At 72.5% G+C, this 17,867-nt stretch carries 18 protein-coding genes and 3 tRNA genes; 16 read left to right on the top strand and 5 right to left on the bottom strand.

Going from position 1 to position 17,867, the window contains the following annotated elements:
- The first annotated feature begins 46 nt into the window (after positions 1–46).
- The 10 genes from VQ02_RS08790 (at position 47) to VQ02_RS08745 (ending at position 8,915) form a co-directional block, all read left to right on the top strand.
- Complete coding sequence (locus VQ02_RS08790; protein WP_048443797.1) at positions 47–334, top strand: acyl carrier protein; 288 nt, start codon at positions 47–49, stop codon at positions 332–334.
- A 23-nt stretch (positions 335–357) separates the two neighbouring features.
- Positions 358–822, top strand: a complete 465-nt coding sequence (locus VQ02_RS08785) for a 3-hydroxyacyl-ACP dehydratase FabZ family protein (protein WP_048443796.1) — start codon at positions 358–360, stop codon at positions 820–822.
- Entirely contained in the window at positions 819–1,994 is a 1,176-nt protein-coding gene (locus tag VQ02_RS08780; protein ID WP_425339888.1) for a beta-ketoacyl-ACP synthase, read from the top strand. Before VQ02_RS08785 ends, VQ02_RS08780 begins: the two co-directional genes overlap by 4 nt.
- On the top strand, positions 1,991–3,262 hold the full coding sequence (locus VQ02_RS08775) for a beta-ketoacyl-ACP synthase (RefSeq protein ID WP_048443795.1): 1,272 nt from the start codon (positions 1,991–1,993) through the stop codon (positions 3,260–3,262). Before VQ02_RS08780 ends, VQ02_RS08775 begins: the two co-directional genes overlap by 4 nt.
- On the top strand, positions 3,259–4,029 hold the full coding sequence (locus VQ02_RS08770) for an SDR family oxidoreductase (protein ID WP_048443794.1): 771 nt from the start codon (positions 3,259–3,261) through the stop codon (positions 4,027–4,029). Before VQ02_RS08775 ends, VQ02_RS08770 begins: the two co-directional genes overlap by 4 nt.
- A 17-nt stretch (positions 4,030–4,046) precedes the next feature.
- Entirely contained in the window at positions 4,047–4,394 is a 348-nt protein-coding gene (locus VQ02_RS35465) for an SH3 domain-containing protein (RefSeq protein ID WP_048443793.1), read from the top strand.
- A 171-nt stretch (positions 4,395–4,565) separates the two neighbouring features.
- Positions 4,566–5,588, top strand: a complete 1,023-nt coding sequence (locus tag VQ02_RS08760; RefSeq protein ID WP_048443792.1) for a zinc-binding dehydrogenase — start codon at positions 4,566–4,568, stop codon at positions 5,586–5,588.
- Between the two features lie 145 nt (positions 5,589–5,733).
- Positions 5,734–6,711 carry a lipid A biosynthesis lauroyl acyltransferase gene (locus VQ02_RS08755; RefSeq protein ID WP_048443791.1) on the top strand — a complete coding sequence of 326 codons (978 nt, stop codon included), beginning with the start codon at positions 5,734–5,736 and terminating at the stop codon, positions 6,709–6,711.
- Positions 6,712–6,751: 40 nt separating this feature from the next.
- Entirely contained in the window at positions 6,752–7,498 is a 747-nt protein-coding gene (locus tag VQ02_RS08750) for a DUF1223 domain-containing protein (RefSeq protein WP_048443790.1), read from the top strand.
- 379 nt (positions 7,499–7,877) lie between these two features.
- Positions 7,878–8,915 carry an NADP-dependent oxidoreductase gene (locus VQ02_RS08745; RefSeq protein WP_209436986.1) on the top strand — a complete coding sequence of 346 codons (1,038 nt, stop codon included), beginning with the start codon at positions 7,878–7,880 and terminating at the stop codon, positions 8,913–8,915.
- Positions 8,916–8,918: 3 nt separating this feature from the next.
- Here VQ02_RS08745 and VQ02_RS08740 read toward each other — a convergent pair whose 3' ends face one another.
- The 3 genes from VQ02_RS08740 to VQ02_RS08730 are packed head-to-tail and all read right to left on the bottom strand — an operon-like array spanning position 8,919 to position 12,883.
- A complete protein-coding gene (locus VQ02_RS08740; RefSeq protein ID WP_048443789.1) occupies positions 8,919–10,154 on the bottom strand; it encodes an aminopeptidase in 1,236 nt (411 codons plus the stop codon).
- Between the two features lie 54 nt (positions 10,155–10,208).
- A complete protein-coding gene (locus VQ02_RS08735) occupies positions 10,209–10,520 on the bottom strand; it encodes a DUF2218 domain-containing protein (protein WP_048443788.1) in 312 nt (103 codons plus the stop codon).
- A complete protein-coding gene (locus tag VQ02_RS08730) occupies positions 10,517–12,883 on the bottom strand; it encodes a xanthine dehydrogenase family protein molybdopterin-binding subunit (protein WP_048443787.1) in 2,367 nt (788 codons plus the stop codon). The genes VQ02_RS08735 and VQ02_RS08730 overlap by 4 nt, the downstream gene beginning before the upstream one ends.
- A gap of 54 nt (positions 12,884–12,937) precedes the next feature.
- Between VQ02_RS08730 and VQ02_RS38695 the strand changes: the two genes are divergently transcribed.
- On the top strand, positions 12,938–13,414 hold the full coding sequence (locus VQ02_RS38695; RefSeq protein ID WP_209436985.1) for an acyl carrier protein: 477 nt from the start codon (positions 12,938–12,940) through the stop codon (positions 13,412–13,414).
- 40 nt (positions 13,415–13,454) lie between these two features.
- Here VQ02_RS38695 and VQ02_RS08720 read toward each other — a convergent pair whose 3' ends face one another.
- Positions 13,455–14,528 (bottom strand): hypothetical protein, encoded by a 1,074-nt coding sequence (locus VQ02_RS08720; protein ID WP_053080290.1) that lies wholly within the window; start codon positions 14,526–14,528, stop codon positions 13,455–13,457.
- A complete protein-coding gene (locus tag VQ02_RS08715) occupies positions 14,525–16,003 on the bottom strand; it encodes an FAD-binding oxidoreductase (RefSeq protein WP_048443872.1) in 1,479 nt (492 codons plus the stop codon). The genes VQ02_RS08720 and VQ02_RS08715 overlap by 4 nt, the downstream gene beginning before the upstream one ends.
- A gap of 137 nt (positions 16,004–16,140) precedes the next feature.
- On the opposite strand from VQ02_RS08715, the gene VQ02_RS08710 reads away from it, so the two are divergent.
- The 5 genes from VQ02_RS08710 to VQ02_RS08690 all read left to right on the top strand — a co-directional run bounded on the left by VQ02_RS08710 (position 16,141) and on the right by VQ02_RS08690 (position 17,709).
- Positions 16,141–16,839 (top strand): fumarylacetoacetate hydrolase family protein, encoded by a 699-nt coding sequence (locus VQ02_RS08710; RefSeq protein ID WP_048443786.1) that lies wholly within the window; start codon positions 16,141–16,143, stop codon positions 16,837–16,839.
- A gap of 21 nt (positions 16,840–16,860) precedes the next feature.
- Positions 16,861–17,331 carry an NUDIX domain-containing protein gene (locus VQ02_RS08705; protein ID WP_048443785.1) on the top strand — a complete coding sequence of 157 codons (471 nt, stop codon included), beginning with the start codon at positions 16,861–16,863 and terminating at the stop codon, positions 17,329–17,331.
- A 100-nt stretch (positions 17,332–17,431) separates the two neighbouring features.
- Positions 17,432–17,506: transfer RNA gene (locus tag VQ02_RS08700), tRNA-Gly, on the top strand.
- A gap of 29 nt (positions 17,507–17,535) precedes the next feature.
- Positions 17,536–17,610 (top strand) — tRNA-Gly (locus VQ02_RS08695).
- A gap of 24 nt (positions 17,611–17,634) precedes the next feature.
- A tRNA-Gly gene (locus VQ02_RS08690) sits at positions 17,635–17,709 on the top strand.
- Positions 17,710–17,867 lie beyond the last annotated feature (158 nt).

Genomic DNA, 17,867 nt, shown 5'->3' with positions numbered 1-17,867 from the left:
TCGCGCCGTTCGAGCCAGACCTCAGCAGGAAGACGGCTGCACGTCCATGTCCGACACCTTCGACCGCGTCGCCACCATCATCGCCGACGTCGCCGACATCCCGCGCGAGAAGATCACGCCGGAGAGCCACGCCATCGACGACCTGGGCATCGACAGCCTGGCCTTCCTCGACATCGCCTTCGAGATCGACAAGACCTTCGGGATCAAGCTGCCCCTCGAGCAGTGGACCCAGGAGGTCAACGAGGGCAAGGTTCCGGCCGAGCAGTACTTCGTGCTGAAGAACCTGTGCGAGCGCATCGACGGACTGGTGGCCGAGAAGGCCGCCAAGGTCTGAGACCGGCTGAGGCAGTCGCGGGGATGCGCCTCGAATACTTCGACATGATCGATCGGGTCGTGAGCCTCGACCGCGCCGCCGGGCGCATCGAGGCGCTGGCCACGGTGCCGATGGCGAGCCCGGTCTTCGAGGGGCACTTTCCCGGCCACCCCCTGGTGCCGGGCGTGCTCCTCACCGAGACCATGGCGCAGGCCTCCGGCTACCTGCTGCTCGCCCGTGCGTCGTTCAGCCACATGCCGTTCCTGATGGGCGTCGACAAGGCGCGCTTCCGCTCGTTCGTCGGCCCCGGCGCCGTGCTCGAGGTCGAGGCGAGCCTGGAGCACGACGGCTCAGGGTACGCCGTGACGAAGGCGGCGATCCGGGCCGAGGGCAAGCCGCTCTGCAACGCCGAGCTGCGCTTCAAGACCATGCCGTTCCCGGACGGCCTCGACGCACCGATGCGCGAGCGCGCCGCCCGCATCGGCCTCCTCGACGGAGCGGCCGCGTGACCCGTCTGACTGACCCCCGCAACGTCGTGGTCACGGGCCTCGGGCTCGTTTCCTGCGCCGGGGAGGGCGTCGCGGCCCATCTCGCCGCCTTCCGGTCCGGAGAGGCGCCGCGCACCGACGCCGAGACCTTCGCGCCCTACCCGGTTCACCCGGCCGCTCCTCTCGTCCTCGACGGGCAGATCCCGAAGAAGTCCGACCAGCGCCAGATGGAGCCGTGGCAGCGCCTCGGCGTCTACGCCGCGGGCCTCGCCCTCGACGCGGCCGGCGCCAAGGCGGATGCGGGCCTGAAGGCCGCCATGCACCTCGTGGTGGCGGCGGGCGGCGGCGAGCGCGACTACGCGGTCGACGGCCAGATCCTCACCGGGCTGCGCGGGGCCGCCGATCCCGGCGCCTACCTCAACGAGCGGCTGCAGAACGACCTGCGCCCGACGCTGTTCCTGGCCCAGCTCTCGAACCTGCTCGCCGGCAACATCGCCATCGTGCACGGGGTCACGGGGGCCTCGCGCACCTTCATGGGCGAGGAATCGAGCGGCGTCGACGCCCTGCGCATCGCCCAGGCCCGCATCGCTGCCGGCCAGCTCGACGTTGTCCTGGTGGGCGGATCGTACAACGCCGAGCGCGCCGACGTGCTGCTGATCCACGAGATGGGCGGGTATCTCAGCAAGCCCGATTACCGGCCGGTCTTCGCGCGCGGCGACGCCCCGGGCTTCGTCCTGGGCTCCGGCGGGGCCTTCCTGGTGCTGGAATCCGAGGAGCATGCGAGGAATCGCGGCGCCCGGGCGCTGGCCCGGCTCGACGCGGTGGCGAGCGATCGCACGAAGCGTGTGCCCGGCAGCGTGGCAAAGAGCCTCGCCGGCCTCTGGAGCACGGCCGGGCTCCGGGCGCCCGACGCCGTGATCTCCGGTGCCACCGGCTGCGCCGGCATCACCGAGGAGGAGCGCGACGCCCTGAACGACCTCGCGCCCGGCGCGCCGGTCCGCGCGCTCGGCGACCTCACTGGCCACACGCTCGAGGTCGCGGCGCCCTTCGGCGCCGCCCTCGCGACCGCCCTGGTGGCGGCAGGGGAGGCCCGCGAGGTCGCCGTCACGGCGGTCGGCCATCGCCGGGGCGAGGGCGTGCTTCGCATCACCGCCGCAGGTGAGGCCGCAGGCACCGCAAGGGAGACGTCATGAGCCGCGACCGCGACGCGATGGGCCGCCCGCTGGTGGCGGTCACCGGCATCGGCGTGGTGACCTCGCTCGGCCAGGGTACGGCGGATAACTGGGCCGCCCTGACCGCGGGCCGCTCCGGGATCCACGCCATCACCCGCTTCCCGACCGAGGGCCTGCGCACCCGCATCGCCGGCACGGTCGACTTCATCCCCGCCGACCCGATGGTGGCGCCGCTCCTCTCCGAGCGCTTCGCCGAGGCCGCCGCCGAGGAAGCGGTGTCGCTGGCCGGTCTCGCCGGGGACTTCCCGGGCGCGCTGTTCATGGCGGTGCCGCCGGTCGAGATCGAGTGGCCGCAGCGCCAGGCGCTCGCCGAGGCGGCGGCGACCAACGGCGACGTGACCTACTCCGACCTGCTGCGGGCGGCGGCGAGCCGGCGCTTCGACGACTGGCACGACCTGTTCATCTTCGGCACGGTGGCCGACCGCATCGCCGACCGCTTCGGCACCAGGGGCTCGCCGATCTCGCTCTCGACCGCCTGCTCCTCGGGCGCGACCGCGATCCAGCTCGGCGTCGAGGCGATCCGGCGCGGCGAGGTCGAGGCCGCGCTCTGCATCGGCACCGACGGCTCGGTGAACCCGGAATCGCTGATCCGGTTCTCGCTGCTCTCCGCCCTCTCGACCCAGAACGACCCGCCGGAAGGCGCCGCCAAGCCCTTCGCCAAGAACCGCGACGGCTTCGTGATGGGCGAGGGCGCCGCCGCCCTCGTGCTCGAGGACGCCGCCCGGGCGCGCGCCCGCGGCGCCCGCATCCTCGGCTACGTGCTCGGCTGCGGCGAGAAGGGCGACGGCTTCCACCGCACCCGTTCGAGCCCGGACGGCGCGCCGATCATCGCGGCGATCCAGGCGGCCCTCGACGATGCCGGCCTCCACCCCGACCGGATCGACACGGTGAACGCTCACGGCACCGGCACGCCGGAGAACGACAAGATGGAGGCGATGGGCTGCCTCGCGGTGTTCGGCGAGCGCATGCGGGGCGTGCCGATCTCCTCGAACAAGTCGATGATCGGCCACACCCTCACGGCGGCCGGCGCGATCGAGGCGGCGTTCTCGCTCCTCACCATCGCCCACGGCCGGGTGCCTCCGACCCTGAACTACGCGGTACCCGATCCGGCGATCCCCCTCGACGTGGTCACGAGCGCCCGCGACGTGCCGGTGACGACCGTGCTGTCGAACTCCTTCGGCTTCGGCGGCCAGAACACCTGCCTGGTGTTCGGGGCGGAGCCAGCATGAGCGCCCCCGCGACAGGCGCGCGGCGCGTCCTCGTCACCGGAGGCGGGCGGGGGTTGGGGGGCGCGATCGTGCGGGCGCTGGCGGCGGCCGGGCACGACGTTGACTTCACCTACCGGGACTCGCGGGAGGCGGCCGAGGCGCTGGCCCTCGAACTCACCGCCCTCCACCCCGAGCGGCGCCTGCGGCCCCACCCGCTCGACCTGTCGGATCGGGCGGCGCTCGACGATTTCTGCGCCGTGATGGAGGGCGAGGAGATCTTCGGCCTCGTCCACAATGCCGGCCAGCCCTGCGACAGCCTCGCGGCGGTGCTCGACCAGGACCGGGCCGAGGCCGCCATGCAGGTGAACTTCTGGTCGCTGACCCGCCTCGCCAAGGCGCTGGTGCGGCCGATGACCCGGGCAAGGGCCGGGCGCATCGTGGCGATCGGCTCGGTGGCGGCGCTCCAGGCCAACCCGGGCAACGCGGCCTACGCCGCCACCAAGGGCGCGCTCATCGCCTATTGCCGGACGCTCGCCATCGAATCGGCCCGCCGCGGCGTGACCGTCAACGTGGTGGCCCCGGGCTTCATAGACACCGACATGATGGCCCCCTACGCCGCCCACCGCGCCGGGATGGAGAAGCAGATCCCGACCGGGCGCTTCGCCGCGCCGGCGGAGGTGGCGGACCTCGTCGCGTTCCTGCTCGGCCCGGGGGCGGGCTACATCACCGGCGCGGTGCTGCCGGTGGATGGCGGACTCACCGCGATGATGGGCATCCACCGCATCTGACGAAGCTGTCTCATCCCATGCGGCTCCCACAAGTGCGCGCCGTCGCTGCGGCGGCGCTCCTCCTCGCACCGGCCTGGGCCTTCGCCCAGGAACCGGGTCGGCAAGAGCCCGGCCGGCAAGAGCCCGGTCGACAGGAGTTCGGCCGGCCGGAGTTCTTCCGGGTCGAGGGGCTGCCCCGGGGCGACACGCTCAGCATCCGCGAGGCGCCGGACGCCGACTCGCCGGCCCTTGGGCAGGCGCCGGCCCGCGGGCGCCTGCGCGGCTTCGGCTGCACCAACGACACCCCGAGCGGACTGACCTGGTGCCGGGTGAAGCTCGGCCCGATCGTCGGCTGGGCGCGAAGGCGGTATCTGACGCCGGAGTGACGGGTGCGTTGTCGTCCCGGCCCCGCCGGTTTAAGTCCCCGCTGACACGAAGGCGCGGAATCGCCTCTCCCATGTGGGAGAGGGAGGGGAACCGCGCGAGCCCAGAGACGGTCGCGCCTGCGCCCCGGGTCGAGTCCGTGAGACCGCCCCGCGAGACACGATAGGACCCTGATGAAAGCCCTCCAGCTCTTCGGCGACCGCGACCTGCGCCTGACCGAGGTCCCGGACCTGGATCCGCCCGGCCCGGACGAGGTGCAGATCCGGGTGCGCGCCGTCGGCCTCAACTTCATCGATGTCTGGGGCTTTCGCGGCATGGCCTTCGCCAAGCGCAAGCTGCCGCTCACCGTCGGGGCTGAGGCGGCCGGCGAGATCGCGGCCGTCGGCGAGGGCGTCGAGGGCCTGAAGGCGGGCGACAAGGTCGCGCCCTACGGCGCCCTGACCTGCGGCCGATGCCGCGCCTGCCGCGAGGGCCGCGACAACCTGTGCGAGGATGTCGGCGGGGTGCTCGGCTTCCACGTCGACGGATTCGCCCGGGAATACGTCAACCTGCCGGCCCGCCTGGTGGTGCCGGTGCCCGAGACCGTGAGCTTCACCGACGCAGCCTGCGCGCCGATCGCCTTCGGCACGGTGCAGCACATGCTGTTCGACAACGCCCGGCTCGAGCCCGGCGAGACGATCCTGGTCCATGCCGGGGGCTCCGGCATCGGCACCACGGCGATCAAGATGGCGAAGGCCATCGGCTGCACGGTGTTCACCACCGTGGGCGACGACGCCAAGGGCGAGAAGGCGCGGGCTCTCGGGGCCGACCACGTCATCAACTACCGAAACCAGCGCTTCGAGGGCGAGGTCCGCAAGGCCACCAGGCGCAAGGGCGTCGACGTGGTGTTCGAGCATGTCGGCCCCGAGACCTGGAACGGCTCGCTGCTCTGCCTCAAGCGCGGCGGCCGGCTCGTCACCTGCGGGTCGACCTCCGGCGTCTCCACCACCATGAACCTGATGCAGCTGTTCCAGCAGCAGTACCGCATCACCGGCTCGTTCGGCTGCCGCATCGCCAACATCCGCGATGCGCTGGCGAAGATGGCGGACGGGATGAATCCGGTGATCGACAGCGTCCTGCCGCTCGCCGATTTCGCGCAAGGGCTGGAGCGGCTCGAGTCGCGCAAGGTGTTCGGGAAGATCCTTGTGACCCTCTGAGGCTATCCGGTGCCCGCGACGGGCACGGGTATGGCCGTGGTGCTCTTGCGCAAATGGGTCCGGCCGTGGAAGAGGCGGGGTGCAGGGCTCGGGAATCCTGCGTGATCCCGCCTCCCGTCCCCCCGGAATGCTTGGTGAACTCCTCGTGCTGCGCCTGAAGCTGAGGCTCTACCGCGCCCTGTCCCGCCTCGCCGGCCTGCCGATGGTCCTGCTGGTCCGGGCCCTGTTCGTGCTCGCCCGGTGGCTCGGCCCGGCGCGCGCCGCGGCGGCCGGGGCGGCAATCGCCCGCGCGGTCGGCCCGCTGCTGCCCTCCCACCGCACGGCGCTCGCCAACCTGCGCCGGGCCTTCCCGGAGCGCAGCGAGGCCGAGATCGCCGCCATCGCCCTGGGTTCCTGGGACAATCTCGGCCGCACCGGCGCCGAGTACGCCCATCTCGGCGAGATCTTCGACTACGATCCGGAGGCCGCGACGCCGGGGCGGATCGAGGTCGAGGGCATCGAGCACTTCTTCGCGCTGCGCGATGACGGCGAGCCGGGCCTGATCTTCTCGGCCCATCTCGGCAACTGGGAGCTGCCGGCGATCTGCGCCGCCCGGTTTGGGCTGGAGGCGAGCGCGGTCTTCCGCCCGCCGAACAGTCCGGCCGCCGCGCAGCTGGTGCAGGAGGTGCGCCGCGCCACGATGGGCGGGCTCACGGCGGCCGGGCCCGGGGCCGCCTTCGCGATGCAGGGCGTGGTCGAGCGCGGCGGCCATCTCGGCATGCTGGTCGACCAGCACTTCACCCGCGGGGTGGTGGTGGACTTCCTCGGCCAGCCCGCCCTGGTCAACCCGCTGCTCGGAAAGCTCGTGCGGCACTACGATTGCCCGGTCCACGGGGTGCGGGTGATCCGGCTGCCCGGCGACCGCTTCCGCCTCGAGCTGACCGCGGCCCTCGACCTGCCGCGGGACGCGAGCGGCGCAGTCGACGTGCAGGGCGCCATGCAGGCGATGACCGACGTGATCGCCGGTTGGGTGCGGGACCATCCCGAGCAGTGGCTGTGGATGCACCGGCGCTGGCGCCCCGCCATGCTGCCGCGCGCCGCGGCGGCCCGGGCGCCGGCCCCGACCACTCAAGCCTCAAGCTAACGTGACTTCCGTCCGCCCGTCCGCCGGGTGTTGATGCCACATGACGCGCGTACTCCCCCACCGTCTGCTCGCCGGCCTGGTCCCGGCCTGGCTCGGCCTCGCCGGCCCGGTGCGCGCCGAGGACGCTCCTCCGCGGGCGGTGGTCGAGCTGTTCACCAGCCAGGGCTGCTCCGCCTGCCCGCCGGCGGACCGGCTGGTGAGCGAGCTCGCCCGGGATCCGGGGGTGATCGCCCTGACCCTGCCGGTCACCTACTGGGATTACCTCGGCTGGAAGGACACGCTGGCCAGCACCTCGTTCACCGCGCGCCAGCGGGCCTATGCGGGCATGCGCGGCGACCGGCAGGTCTTCACGCCCCAGGCGGTGGTGAACGGCGCCGCGACGGTGGTCGGGTCCGACCGGGCGGCCCTGGAGCGCAGCATTCGCGACCCCGGCACCGCGGCGAGCCTGCCGGTGAGGATCCGCAGCGAGGCAGCCCCTGACCGCATCGTGATCGATGTCGGCCCGGCGCCCGAGGCCGGCCGTACCGCGGAGCTGTGGTTGCTGCCCGTCGCGCGCACCCGCGAGGTCGCGATCGGCCGCGGCGAGAACCGGGGCCGCACCGTCACCTACCGCAACGTGGTGCGGGGGATGCACCACGTCGGCTCCTGGCACGGCGCTCCCGCACGTTACGAGATGCCCCGCGCCGTGCTGGCGACGGCGGACGCCGACTCGTACGTGCTGGTGCTCCAGGCCGAGAACAACGGGCCGGGACGCATCCTCGGAGCGGCCAAGGGGCCCGGGCTCTGACAGTTGCTTCCTCTCCGGTGCCCTGTGAGGCACCGCGCTTTCCGGGCCCGGACCAGGCCTGCACGACTGAGACGAAGTGGAAGGAGATGCGGGATCCAGACGCGAGATATGCCGCGAAGCGACTCTGCATGGTGCAACGCTTCCTTCATGCCGGCGCTTCGCGAAGTTTGATTGCTGGATCCCGGATCTCCTTTCGCTGACGCTTCAGTCGTGCAGGCTCGTTCCGGGCCCGAAAAGGGGATGTGCTGACAACAGAGAGGCCTATAGCCTGTTCGCGGCCGCACTATCGTGTACGGTGTGAGCTTCGCGACCGAGCGGCTGCCGCGCCGGATCGCGAGAAGCGGCGCCGGACGAATGCGTCGCCAGGAGGAGACGACCGTTGACCGGCCCGACCGACATCCCCGCCTACAGCCTGCCTGACCGCAACCGCCGGGTGCTCCTCTCCCGCCGCCCCGCCGGCATCCCGCAGGCCGAGGATTTCAGCCTCGACGCCGTCCCGGTGCCGGAGCCGGGCCCGGGCGAGATCCTGGTGCGCAACCTCTACCTGTCGGTCGACCCGGCGCAGCGCGGCTGGGCCAGCGCAGAGGCGAACTATTCCCAGCCCGTCCCCCTCGGCAGCCCGATGCGGGCGCTGGCGGTCGGGATCGTCGTCCGCTCGAACGCCCCCGAGGTAGCGGAGGGCGAGTTCCTGTACGGCTGGTTCGGTTGGCAGGACTACGCCGCGGTGCCGGTCTCGGCGATCTTCCGGCGTGCCACGGAGGCCGTGCCGCTCTCGGCCCATGCCGGCCTGCTCGGGCTCAACGGGCTCACCGCCCATCTCGGGCTGACGGTGCTCGGCCGGCCGCAACCGGGCGAGACGGTGCTGGTCTCGACCGCCGCCGGCGCGGTCGGCAGCCTCGTCGGCCAGATCGCCCGCAATCTCGGCTGCCGCCCGATCGGGCTCACCGGCGACGACGCCAAGGTCGCCCGCTGCCGGGAGGCCTTCGGCTTTGCGGCCGCCTACAACTACCGGACCGAGGACTGGGCCGCCGCTCTCGCCCGGGAGGCACCGGACGGCGTGAACGTGTACTTCGACAATGTCGGCGGGCCGATCCTCGACGCCGCCTTGCGCCGGATGGCGGTGGGTGGGCGGATCGTCCAGTGCGGCACCGCCTCGGTGGCGAGCTGGGCCGAGACGCCGACCGGGCCCCGGGTCGAGCGCGAGATCCTGACCCGGCGCCTGGTCTGGAGCGGCTTCGTGGTGCTCGACCACAAGTCCCGCCTCGAGGACGCGGTCGCGGCCCTGGCCGCCTGGTACGCGGACGGGCGCATCACCCTCGACGAGGACATCTCCGAGGGCATCGAGGCCGCCCCCGGCGCGATCGCCTCGCTATACCGCGGCGAGAACCGCGGCAAGAAGCTCATCTTCGTGGGGTGAGGCTCAGTCGACCCACTCGCCCCGGCGCATCAGCGGCTCAGGCCTGCCCTCCGGCGTGACGCCGTCGACGTCGACCTCGGCCGAGCCGATCATCCAGTCGATGTGGATCAGGCTGCGGTTGGCGCCGCGGGCGATAAGGTCGAGCTCCGTCAGCCCGGCACCGCCGTCGCGGAAGCACTTGCTGTAGGCCTGGCCGAGCGCGATGTGGCTCGCGGCGTTCTCGTCGTACAGGGTGTTGCAGAACAGGAGCCCCGAGGCCGAGATCGGCGAGGAGGCCGGCACCAGCGCCACCTCGCCGAGGCGGCGCGCGCCCTCGTCCGTGTCGATGACCTTCGCCAGCACGTCGCCCCCGGTCCGGGCCCGCGCCTCGACGATGCGGCCCTCCTCGAAACGCACCGCGATGCCGTCGATCAGGGTGCCCTGGTAGGAGAGGGGTTTCGTCGCGCTGACGTGGCCCTGCACCCGCAAGCGGTGCGGCGTCGTGAACACCTCCTCGGTCGGGATGTTGGCGTTGCAGACGATCCCGTTCTTCGCCGTCGTGGCGCCGCCGCACCACTCGTGGTCGTCGGCGAGGCCGACCGTCAGGTCGGTGCCCGGGCCGCGGAAGTGCAGGGCGGCGTAGCGGCGGGCGTTGAGATAGGCGGTGCGGTCGCTCAGCGCTCGGTTGTGGGCCTCCCAGGCGCCGACCGGATCGGGGCCGTCGACCCGCGAGGCGGAAAAGATCGCGTCCCACAGCCGGACGACCGCCTGGTCCTCGGGCAGGTCCGGAAACACCGTGCGGGCCCAGGCCGGGGTCGCCGCCGAGACGATGGTCCAGTTGGTCGAGAAGTTGGCGATCTGCTCCAGCGCCGGCATGTAGGCCTTGGACCGGGCCCGGTTCGCCCGCGCCACCTTGTCCGGGTCCTGGCCGGCGAGCAGGGACGGGTCGTCGCCCGCGATGGCCAGGCGCGCCGCGCCGCCGCGATAGGCGTTGGCCATGCCCTCGTAGAGCCAGCCGGCGGCGTGGTCGAAGGCCTCGTCGTGGCCGTGCTCGAACCGGGCGAGGGTGGCCTGGTCGTCGGCGAGCAGCGTCGTCACCACCGAGGCGCCGGCCTTGTAGGCCTGGGCGGTGATGCGGCGGGCGAGCGGCAGCGCGTCGAGGGGCGCCGTCATCACCAGCTCCTGCCCGGGCCGGAGCCCGAGCCCGACCCTCACGGCGACCTCGGCGAGCCGGTCGAGGCGGGCGTCGTGCGTGCTCATGCGAAATCGTCTCCTGCGGGCGAGCGGTGTCCTCGTGCTGCGATCAGTGGGGCCTCACCCCACCCGCGTCCAGGCGATGCCACCCAGATCCTCGCGGAAGGCGAAGCGGGCGAGGTGCTCGGCCACCACGCCCTGCATCCGGGTGAGGCTTTCCAGGTCCGGCGCCTCGACCCGCAGGGTCAGGCCCTCGGGGTCGGCTTCCGCCGTGAAGCGGCGGCCTTCCCCGAACGGCACCACGCCGCGCTCCGGCGTGAAGGTCGTGTCGGGGAACTTGTGGCTCCAGTGCTTGCAGAGCTGGGTCAGGTACCGGCTGCCCTGCGGGGTGTCGACGCGGGCCTGGGCCGCCAGGGTCACGGGGTCGCTCACGCGCGGCCTCCCGCCGTTCCGGCCTCCTGCAGCGCCGACCAGATCGCCTGCGGGGTCGCCGGCATGTTGATGTGGCGGATGCCGCGGGGGCGCAGCGCGTCGACGAGGGCGTTCATCACCGAGGGCAGCGAGCCGGCGCAGCCCGCCTCGCCGCAGCCCTTCACCCCGAGGGGGTTGGTGGTCGCCGGCACGGCGTGGCTCTCGAAGCCCATGAACGGCGCGTCGGAGGCCCGCGGCAGGCAGTAATCCATGAACGAGCCGGTCACGAGCTGGCCCTGCTCGTCGTAGGCGGTGCGCTCCATCAGGGCCTGGCCGATGCCCTGGACCACGCCGCCGTGGAGCTGGCCCTCGACCAGCATCGGGTTCACCAGCGTGCCGAAGTCGTTGACCGTGGTGTAGCGCACCACCGTGGTGACGCCGGTCTCGGGATCGACCTCCACCTCGGCGACGTGGCAGCCGTTCGGGAAGGCCGAGGGCGATTCCTTGTGGGTGTGGGCGACATCGAGGCTCTTCGGCGCGGACGGGTCGGGCAGGCCGGCGCGCACCTTGGCGGCGAGCTCGAGGAGGCCGATGCCCCGGTCGGTGCCCGCGATGGTGAAGCGCCCGTCGCGGAACTCGATGTCGGCGGGGCCGGTCTCGAGCACCGAGGCCGCGGCCTCGCGCCCCTTGGCGATCACGAGGTCGCCGGCCTCGACCAGCGCCGTGCCGCTTGCCATCAGCGATTTCGAGCCGCCGGTGCCGCCGCCGGCGATGAGCTGGTCGCTGTCGCCCTGGAGCAGGCGGATGCGGTCGAGCGGGATGCCGAGGCGGTCGTGCAGCACCTGGGCGAAGGGCGTCAGGTGGCCCTGGCCGTAATCGAGGGTGCCGGTGATGATCGTCACCGTGCCGTCGGCCTCGAAGCGGATGCCGCCCATCTCGTTCTGCGGCGGCGCCGTGATCTCGAGGTAGTCGCCGATGCCGATGCCGCGGAGCTTGCCGTGCGCCTCGCTCTCGGCGCGCCGGGCCGGGAAGCCGTCCCAGTCGGCGGCCTGGAGCGCCCGGTCGAGCACCGCCGGGAAGTCGCCGCTGTCGTAGGTGAGGCCCGACGGGGCCTTGTAGGGCATGTCGGCCGGGCGGATGTGGTTGCGGCGGCGCAGCTCCACCCGGTCGAGGCCGGTCTCGGCGGCGGCCGTGTCGATCAGGCGCTCGATGAAGTAGTTGCCCTCGGGGCGCCCGGCGCCCCGGTAGGCGCCGATCGGCGTGGTGTTGGTGAACAGGCAGGCGACCGTCACGTCGAAGACCGGAGTGCGGTACACGCCGACCATGTTGCGGGCAATGTTGACGGTCTGGAACAGGGGCGCCAGCGGGTTGAGGTATCCGCCCATGTTGGCGCGGCCCGTCACCCGGAAGGCCAGGAAGGTGCCCTCGGCGTCGAGCGCCAGTTCCGCATTCACCGCGACGTCGCGGCCGTGATGGTCGGACAGGAAGCTCTCGGAGCGCAGGTCGGTCCACTTCACCGGCCGGCCCAGGAGCTTCGCCGCCTGGAGCAGCGGCAGATACTCGGGATAGACCGGCGCCTTCATGCCGAACGAGCCGCCGACATTGCCGGTGAGCACCCGCACCTTGTCGCGGGGCAGCTTCAGCACGCCCTCGGCGAGGTTGTTGCGCAGGCCGAACACGCCCTGCGAGCCGACATGGAGGGTGAAGCGGCCGTCCTCGGGCTCGTACACGCCGATGGCCGAGCGCGGCTCCATCGGGTTGATGACGAGGCGGTTGTTGAGAAGGTCGAGGGAGACGACGTGGGCCGCCTTGGAGAAAGCCGCCTCCGTCGCCGCCTGGTCGCCGGTGCGGAAGTCGAGGGCGAGGTTGCCGGGCGCGTCGTCGTGGAGGAGGGGGGCGCCCTCGGCGGCGGCCTCGTCCGGGGTCGTGACGACGGGCAGGTCCTCGATGTCGAGCACCACCGCCTCGGCGGCGTCGCGGGCCTCGGCCAGGGTCTCGGCCACCACGAGGGCGACCGGCTCGCCGACGTAGCGCACCCGGTCCACGCTCAGGGAATGCTGGGGCGGCTTGCGCATCGGCGTGCCGTCCTGGTTCTTGAACGGCAGGGCGTTGCCGATCGGCCCGTAGCCCTCGAGGTCGGCCGCGGTGACGACCTTGAGGACGCCCGGCATCGCGAGCGCGGCCTCCGCGTCGATGCCCCGCAGGTATCCGTGGGCGATCGGGCTGCGCACGAACACGCCGTAGGCCTGCCCGTCGAGGGCGAGGTCGTCGGTGTAGCGCCCTTCGCCCCGCACCAGCACCGGGTCCTCCGCCCGCGGCACGGGCTGGCCGATGCCGAATTTCTGCGGGCTGGCGAAGTCGCGGGCGTCGGGACGGGCGTTCATGCCGGGGCTCTCCGGGAGTCTCTTGACGCTCTGAGCTAGCAACTCAGTCAGTCCATGCAAGACGCGGGCGAACAGGCCACCCCGGCGCGGGGAACACGGCTGCGCGCGGGCACCGGCCCGCTCACCGCGTCACGCGACGAAGCGATGTCCGCCCGGGCTACGAAAGCGGTGCAGGACGCGAGGATCCCGGCAGACTCGCGCGATGCGATTCCCCTTAAGATCGCGGCGACCCGGTTCGCGCTGGATCGCCGCGGCACTGTCGAGGACCCCACCATGACCGAGGACGCCGTGCTGGCGGAGCTGGGCCCGCTGTTCGAGGAGATCTTCGGCGAGCCGATCGCGCTCTCGCCCGGGCTGACCGCCGAGGACGTCGAGGGCTGGGACTCGACACGGATGATCGAGATCATCGTCGCGGTCGAGGCGCATTTTCGGATCACCCTCACCACCCGGGAGGTCGACGGCCTCCGAAGCGTCGGCGACCTCGCGGCGGTGATCGTTCGCAGGAGCGCGGGGCGGCTGACGGGCGGCTGAGGCCACGCGAGTCCTGTGCCCGCTCGCGGGGTCGGCGACCTCACGCCAGCCCCGGCAGGCAGCCCTCCGTCACCCGCCAGCGGCGCGCCTCGGCCGCCGTCCCGGCGGGGCCGGCCAGCATCAGCCCGAACTCGGCCTCGGTCTGGCGCTTGCGCGTCTTGATGGCGGTGTAGACCGTCTGCCAGGTGCCCCGGCGGGCGGGATCCGCCTCGCTGCGGGCGTGGGCCGGGGAGTCGACGACCGCGAGGGCGGCCCGGATCCCGGGAAAATCCTCCGGCAGCCGGATCTCGGCCGAGACGACGTGGAGGCGGTTCGGGCGCAAGCCGGTGACCGGGCGGGGTCCCACGAGGAGGCCAGGATCGGGTGCGGCGGCCGGCAGGACGTGGCGGGTGGTCCCGGGCGCGTCGAGGAGCGGCGGGCCGGCCGGCGCCAGGTCCGGCGGCGCGACCAGGCTGTGGCGCAGGGCGTAGGCCCGGCCGCAGACGGCGAGCCAGCCCTCGATGTCGGCATCCGTCGCGGCGGCGTAAGGGGCGAAGCGCGGCAGCGCTCCCTGCATCAGGCCCTCGCCGCGCCAGGCGACGGGGCCGGGCGGACGGTCTGCCTCGGCCTCGCACACCCGCAGCAGCGTCACCGGGCCGATCGCCCGCAGGGCGGCGAGGAGGCGCCGCACCGCCTCGTCCGTCTCCCCCGGCGGGCCCTTGCGGACGAGGATCTTCTCGCCCTCGGCGAGGTCGGCGAGCAGCCGCTGCTTCAGGTAGTCGATCCGGCGGATCTCCCGCTGGAGGATGTCCGCCGGCCGGGTGCGGGGCGCCATGTCGCCGGTGTGGTAGGCGAAGCCGTAGGCCCGGCTGTGGCAGAACAGGTAGCCGCCGGCGCCGACCCGGACCTCGATGTCGTCGGGCCCGCCGTAATGGGCGAACCGGGTCTCGACCGCGTGGGTGAGGTCGGCGATCGGCGCCGAGGACAGGCGGAACAGCCCGAGGGGATCGGCTCCGGCGTAGCGCTGGGCGATGCCGAACTCGCAATTGTCGCCCAGGCTCTCGAAGGCGCCGAGCAGGGCCGCCGCGGTGAAGCCCGCCGGCTCCGGAGGCGCCGAGCGGAACAGCGAGATCATGCGGCCGTATCCGACCGTGCGGCCGGATACGGCCGCACGGCCTGCGCGACCGGCAGCGCCTCCGGGCCTTCGCCCGCGGGTGCCAGCACCTTGCCGGGATTGAGGATGCCCTTCGGATCGAGGGCGCCCTTGAGGCGGCGCATCAGGTCGAGGGCGACCGGGTCCTTGTAGCGGGGCAGCTCGTCGCGCTTGATGAGCCCGACGCCGTGCTCGGCCGCGATCGAGCCGTCCATGGCGTGGACGATGTCGTGGACGATGCGGTTGAAGTGCGGCCACTCGGCCAGGAAGGCCGCCTTCTCGGCCCCGACCGGCTGGGTCAGGTTGAAGTGGATGTTGCCGTCGCCGAAATGCCCGAAGGCGCAGACCCGCACGCCGGGAAGCGCCGCCTCGCAGGCGGCGGTGGCCCGCTCCAGGAACTCCGCCACCCGGGACACCGGCACCGAGACGTCGTGCTTGATCGAGCCGCCCTCGTATCCTTGCATCTCCGACAGGCTCTCGCGCAGGCGCCAGAGGGCCGAACCCTGCGCCTCGCTCTGGGCCAGCACCGCGTCCTCGGCGAGCCCGGCCTCGATCAGCTCGGCCAGCTGCGCCTCGAGCTCGCCGCCCGCGTCCGGAGCCGGGGAGGAGATCTCGACGAGGGCGTAGGCCGCGTGGTCGCCGACGAGCGGGCGCACGGCGCCGGGCAGGTGGCGCAGGACGACCTCGAGAGGGAAGCGCGGCACGTACTCGAAGGCGGTGAGCCGGGGCCCGAGCCCGTCGCGCAGGCGCCCGAATGCGTCGAGCGCCGCCCGCGCCGAGGCGAGGCCGAGGAACGCGGTGGCCTTCGACACCGGCTTCGGGTGCAGCCGCAGCACCGCCGCCGTGATGATGCCGAGGGTGCCTTCCGAGCCGATGAAGAGGTTCTTCAGGTCGTAGCCGGAATTGTCCTTGCGCAGGGCCCGCAGGCCGTTCCAGACCTGCCCGTCCGCCAGCACCACCTCGAGGCCGAGCGTCAGCTCGCGGGCGTTGCCGTAGGCCAGCACCGCCGTGCCGCCGGCGTTGGTGGCAAGGTTGCCGCCGATGCGGCAGGAGCCCTCAGAGGCGAGCGAGAGCGGAAACAGCATCCCGGCCGCGTCCGCCGCCTGCTGCACGGTGGCGAGCACGCAGCCGGCCTCGACCGTGATGGTGGCGTCGAGCGGATCGACCGCCCGCACCCGGTCGAGGCGGGTGAGCGAGATCACCACGCCCCCGAACGGCACACCACCGCCGACGAGCCCGGTATTGCCGCCATGGGCCACCACCGGCACCTGCGCCGAGGCGCAGGCCCGCACCACGAAGGCGACCTCCGCGGTGTCGCGCGGGCGCACGACCGCCAGGGCCCGGCCGTGGTAGAGGCCGCGGGTCTCGGCAAGGTGGGGGGCGAGGTCGGTCTCGTCGGTGAGGACGTGCGCGGGCCCGAGGCGGGCCGCGAGGGTGGCAAGCAGGCTGTGGGTCACGGGCGGGAGCTTGGCGGAGGAGGGTTGCGGCGGGCCGGGATGGCGCGCCGCCGGGCCGCCCTCTAGATAGCGGTCGGCCGGCCCTTTTTCCAAGACGCGCGGCTCCATCGCGAAACCCTGCCCGAGACAGCAGACCCATGCTCTCCGTGATCCCGAACCCGCCGCGCGTCGCGCTCCCGATCGACGGCACCGAAGACCTGTTTCCCGTCCGCCGGGTCTACTGCGTGGGGCGCAACTTCGCCGCCCATGCCCGGGAGATGGGCGCCGACCCGACCCGCGAGCCGCCGTTCTTCTTCATGAAGCCCGCCGACGCCCTGCAGGTGGTGCCGGAGGGCGTGACGGTGGAGCACCCCTACCCGCCGAAGACCGCGAACTACCACCACGAGGTCGAGCTGGTGGTGGCGCTCTCCAAGGGCGGGCGCGACATCCCGGTCGCCCAGGCCCTCGACCACGTCTACGGCTACGCGGTCGGCCTCGACATGACCCGGCGCGACCTGCAGGACGACGCCAAGGCCCTGCGCCGCTCCTGGGAGCTCGGCAAGGCCTCCGACCTGTCGGGCCCTGTCGGCACCCTCAAGCCCGCCTCCGTCATCGGCCATCCGGCGAAGGGCGCCATCACCCTCTCGGTCGACGGCACCGTCCGCCAGAAGGGCGACCTCTCGGACATGATCTGGTCGGTGGCCGAGCAGATCGCCTACCTGTCGACCTACTTCGCCCTCGAGCCCGGCGACGTGATCTTCGCCGGCACGCCGGAGGGCGTCGGCGCGGTCTCCCGCGGCCAGACCATGGTCGGGACGATCGAGGGCGTCGGCGAGATCCGCCTGACCGTGGTCTAGGAACCGCCGGGGAGCCGCGGGATGACGCGCAAGCAGGCCCTGCTGATGCGGGGCGCCCACTTCGTCTGGCGCTTCACCCGCGGCATGACCCTCGGCGTGCGCGGCGCGGCGATCGATGCCGAGAACCGCGTCTGCCTCGTGCGCCACACCTACATGGACGGCTGGCACCTGCCGGGCGGCGGCGTCGAGCCGGGCGAGACCGCGATCGAGGCCATCACCCGTGAGTTTCGGGAGGAGGCCGAGATCGTCCTCGACCCTGGCGCGACGCCGGCGCTGCACGGCTTCTACTACAACCGGCGCGCCTCGAAGCGCGACCACGTCGCGCTCTACGTCGCCCGCGCCTTCACGGTGCCGGTGCCGAAGCGTCCCGACCGCGAGATCGCCGCGGCCGCGTTCTTCCCCCTCGACGCCCTGCCGCCGGAGACCACCCCGGCGACCCGGGCGCGCCTCGCCGAGATCGCCGGCGACGCGCCGCCCGCCGCCACCTGGTAGGAGGCCCGGAAGCCGGCTCCGGAACCCCTTGCGCTGCCCGGCGGAATGGTGTTTATGCCGCTCATCGGCGCCGCTACGGTGTCGCCGCGGAAAACAGCGAGCGGGTGTAGCTCAGGGGTAGAGCACAACCTTGCCAAGGTTGGGGTCGAGGGTTCGAATCCCTTCGCCCGCTCCAGTTTTCCACAGAAGGCCGAACGGGTTTGGGCGGGTGTAGCTCAGGGGTAGAGCACAACCTTGCCAAGGTTGGGGTCGAGGGTTCGAATCCCTTCGCCCGCTCCAAGTTCGTCGGGCCTCGCAGAGTGAGCGGGTGTAGCTCAGGGGTAGAGCACAACCTTGCCAAGGTTGGGGTCGAGGGTTCGAATCCCTTCGCCCGCTCCATTTCTCCCCATGACGATCTAATCAAGCGCAGCCTCATACCCTCGCGCCTTCGCATCGACACGTCGATGCGAAGGCGTCCGGCGCATCAGCGCCGGCGCCCGTTCGGGCTTGCCTTGCGCCTCCGAACGAGTCCGTTCGAAGGCGCGGCGGTATTACCC

The sequence above is a fragment of the Methylobacterium variabile genome (assembly GCF_001043975.1).
GTDB lineage: Bacteria > Pseudomonadota > Alphaproteobacteria > Rhizobiales > Beijerinckiaceae > Methylobacterium > Methylobacterium variabile.
This window is presented reverse-complemented; position numbering and strand designations above follow the sequence as displayed.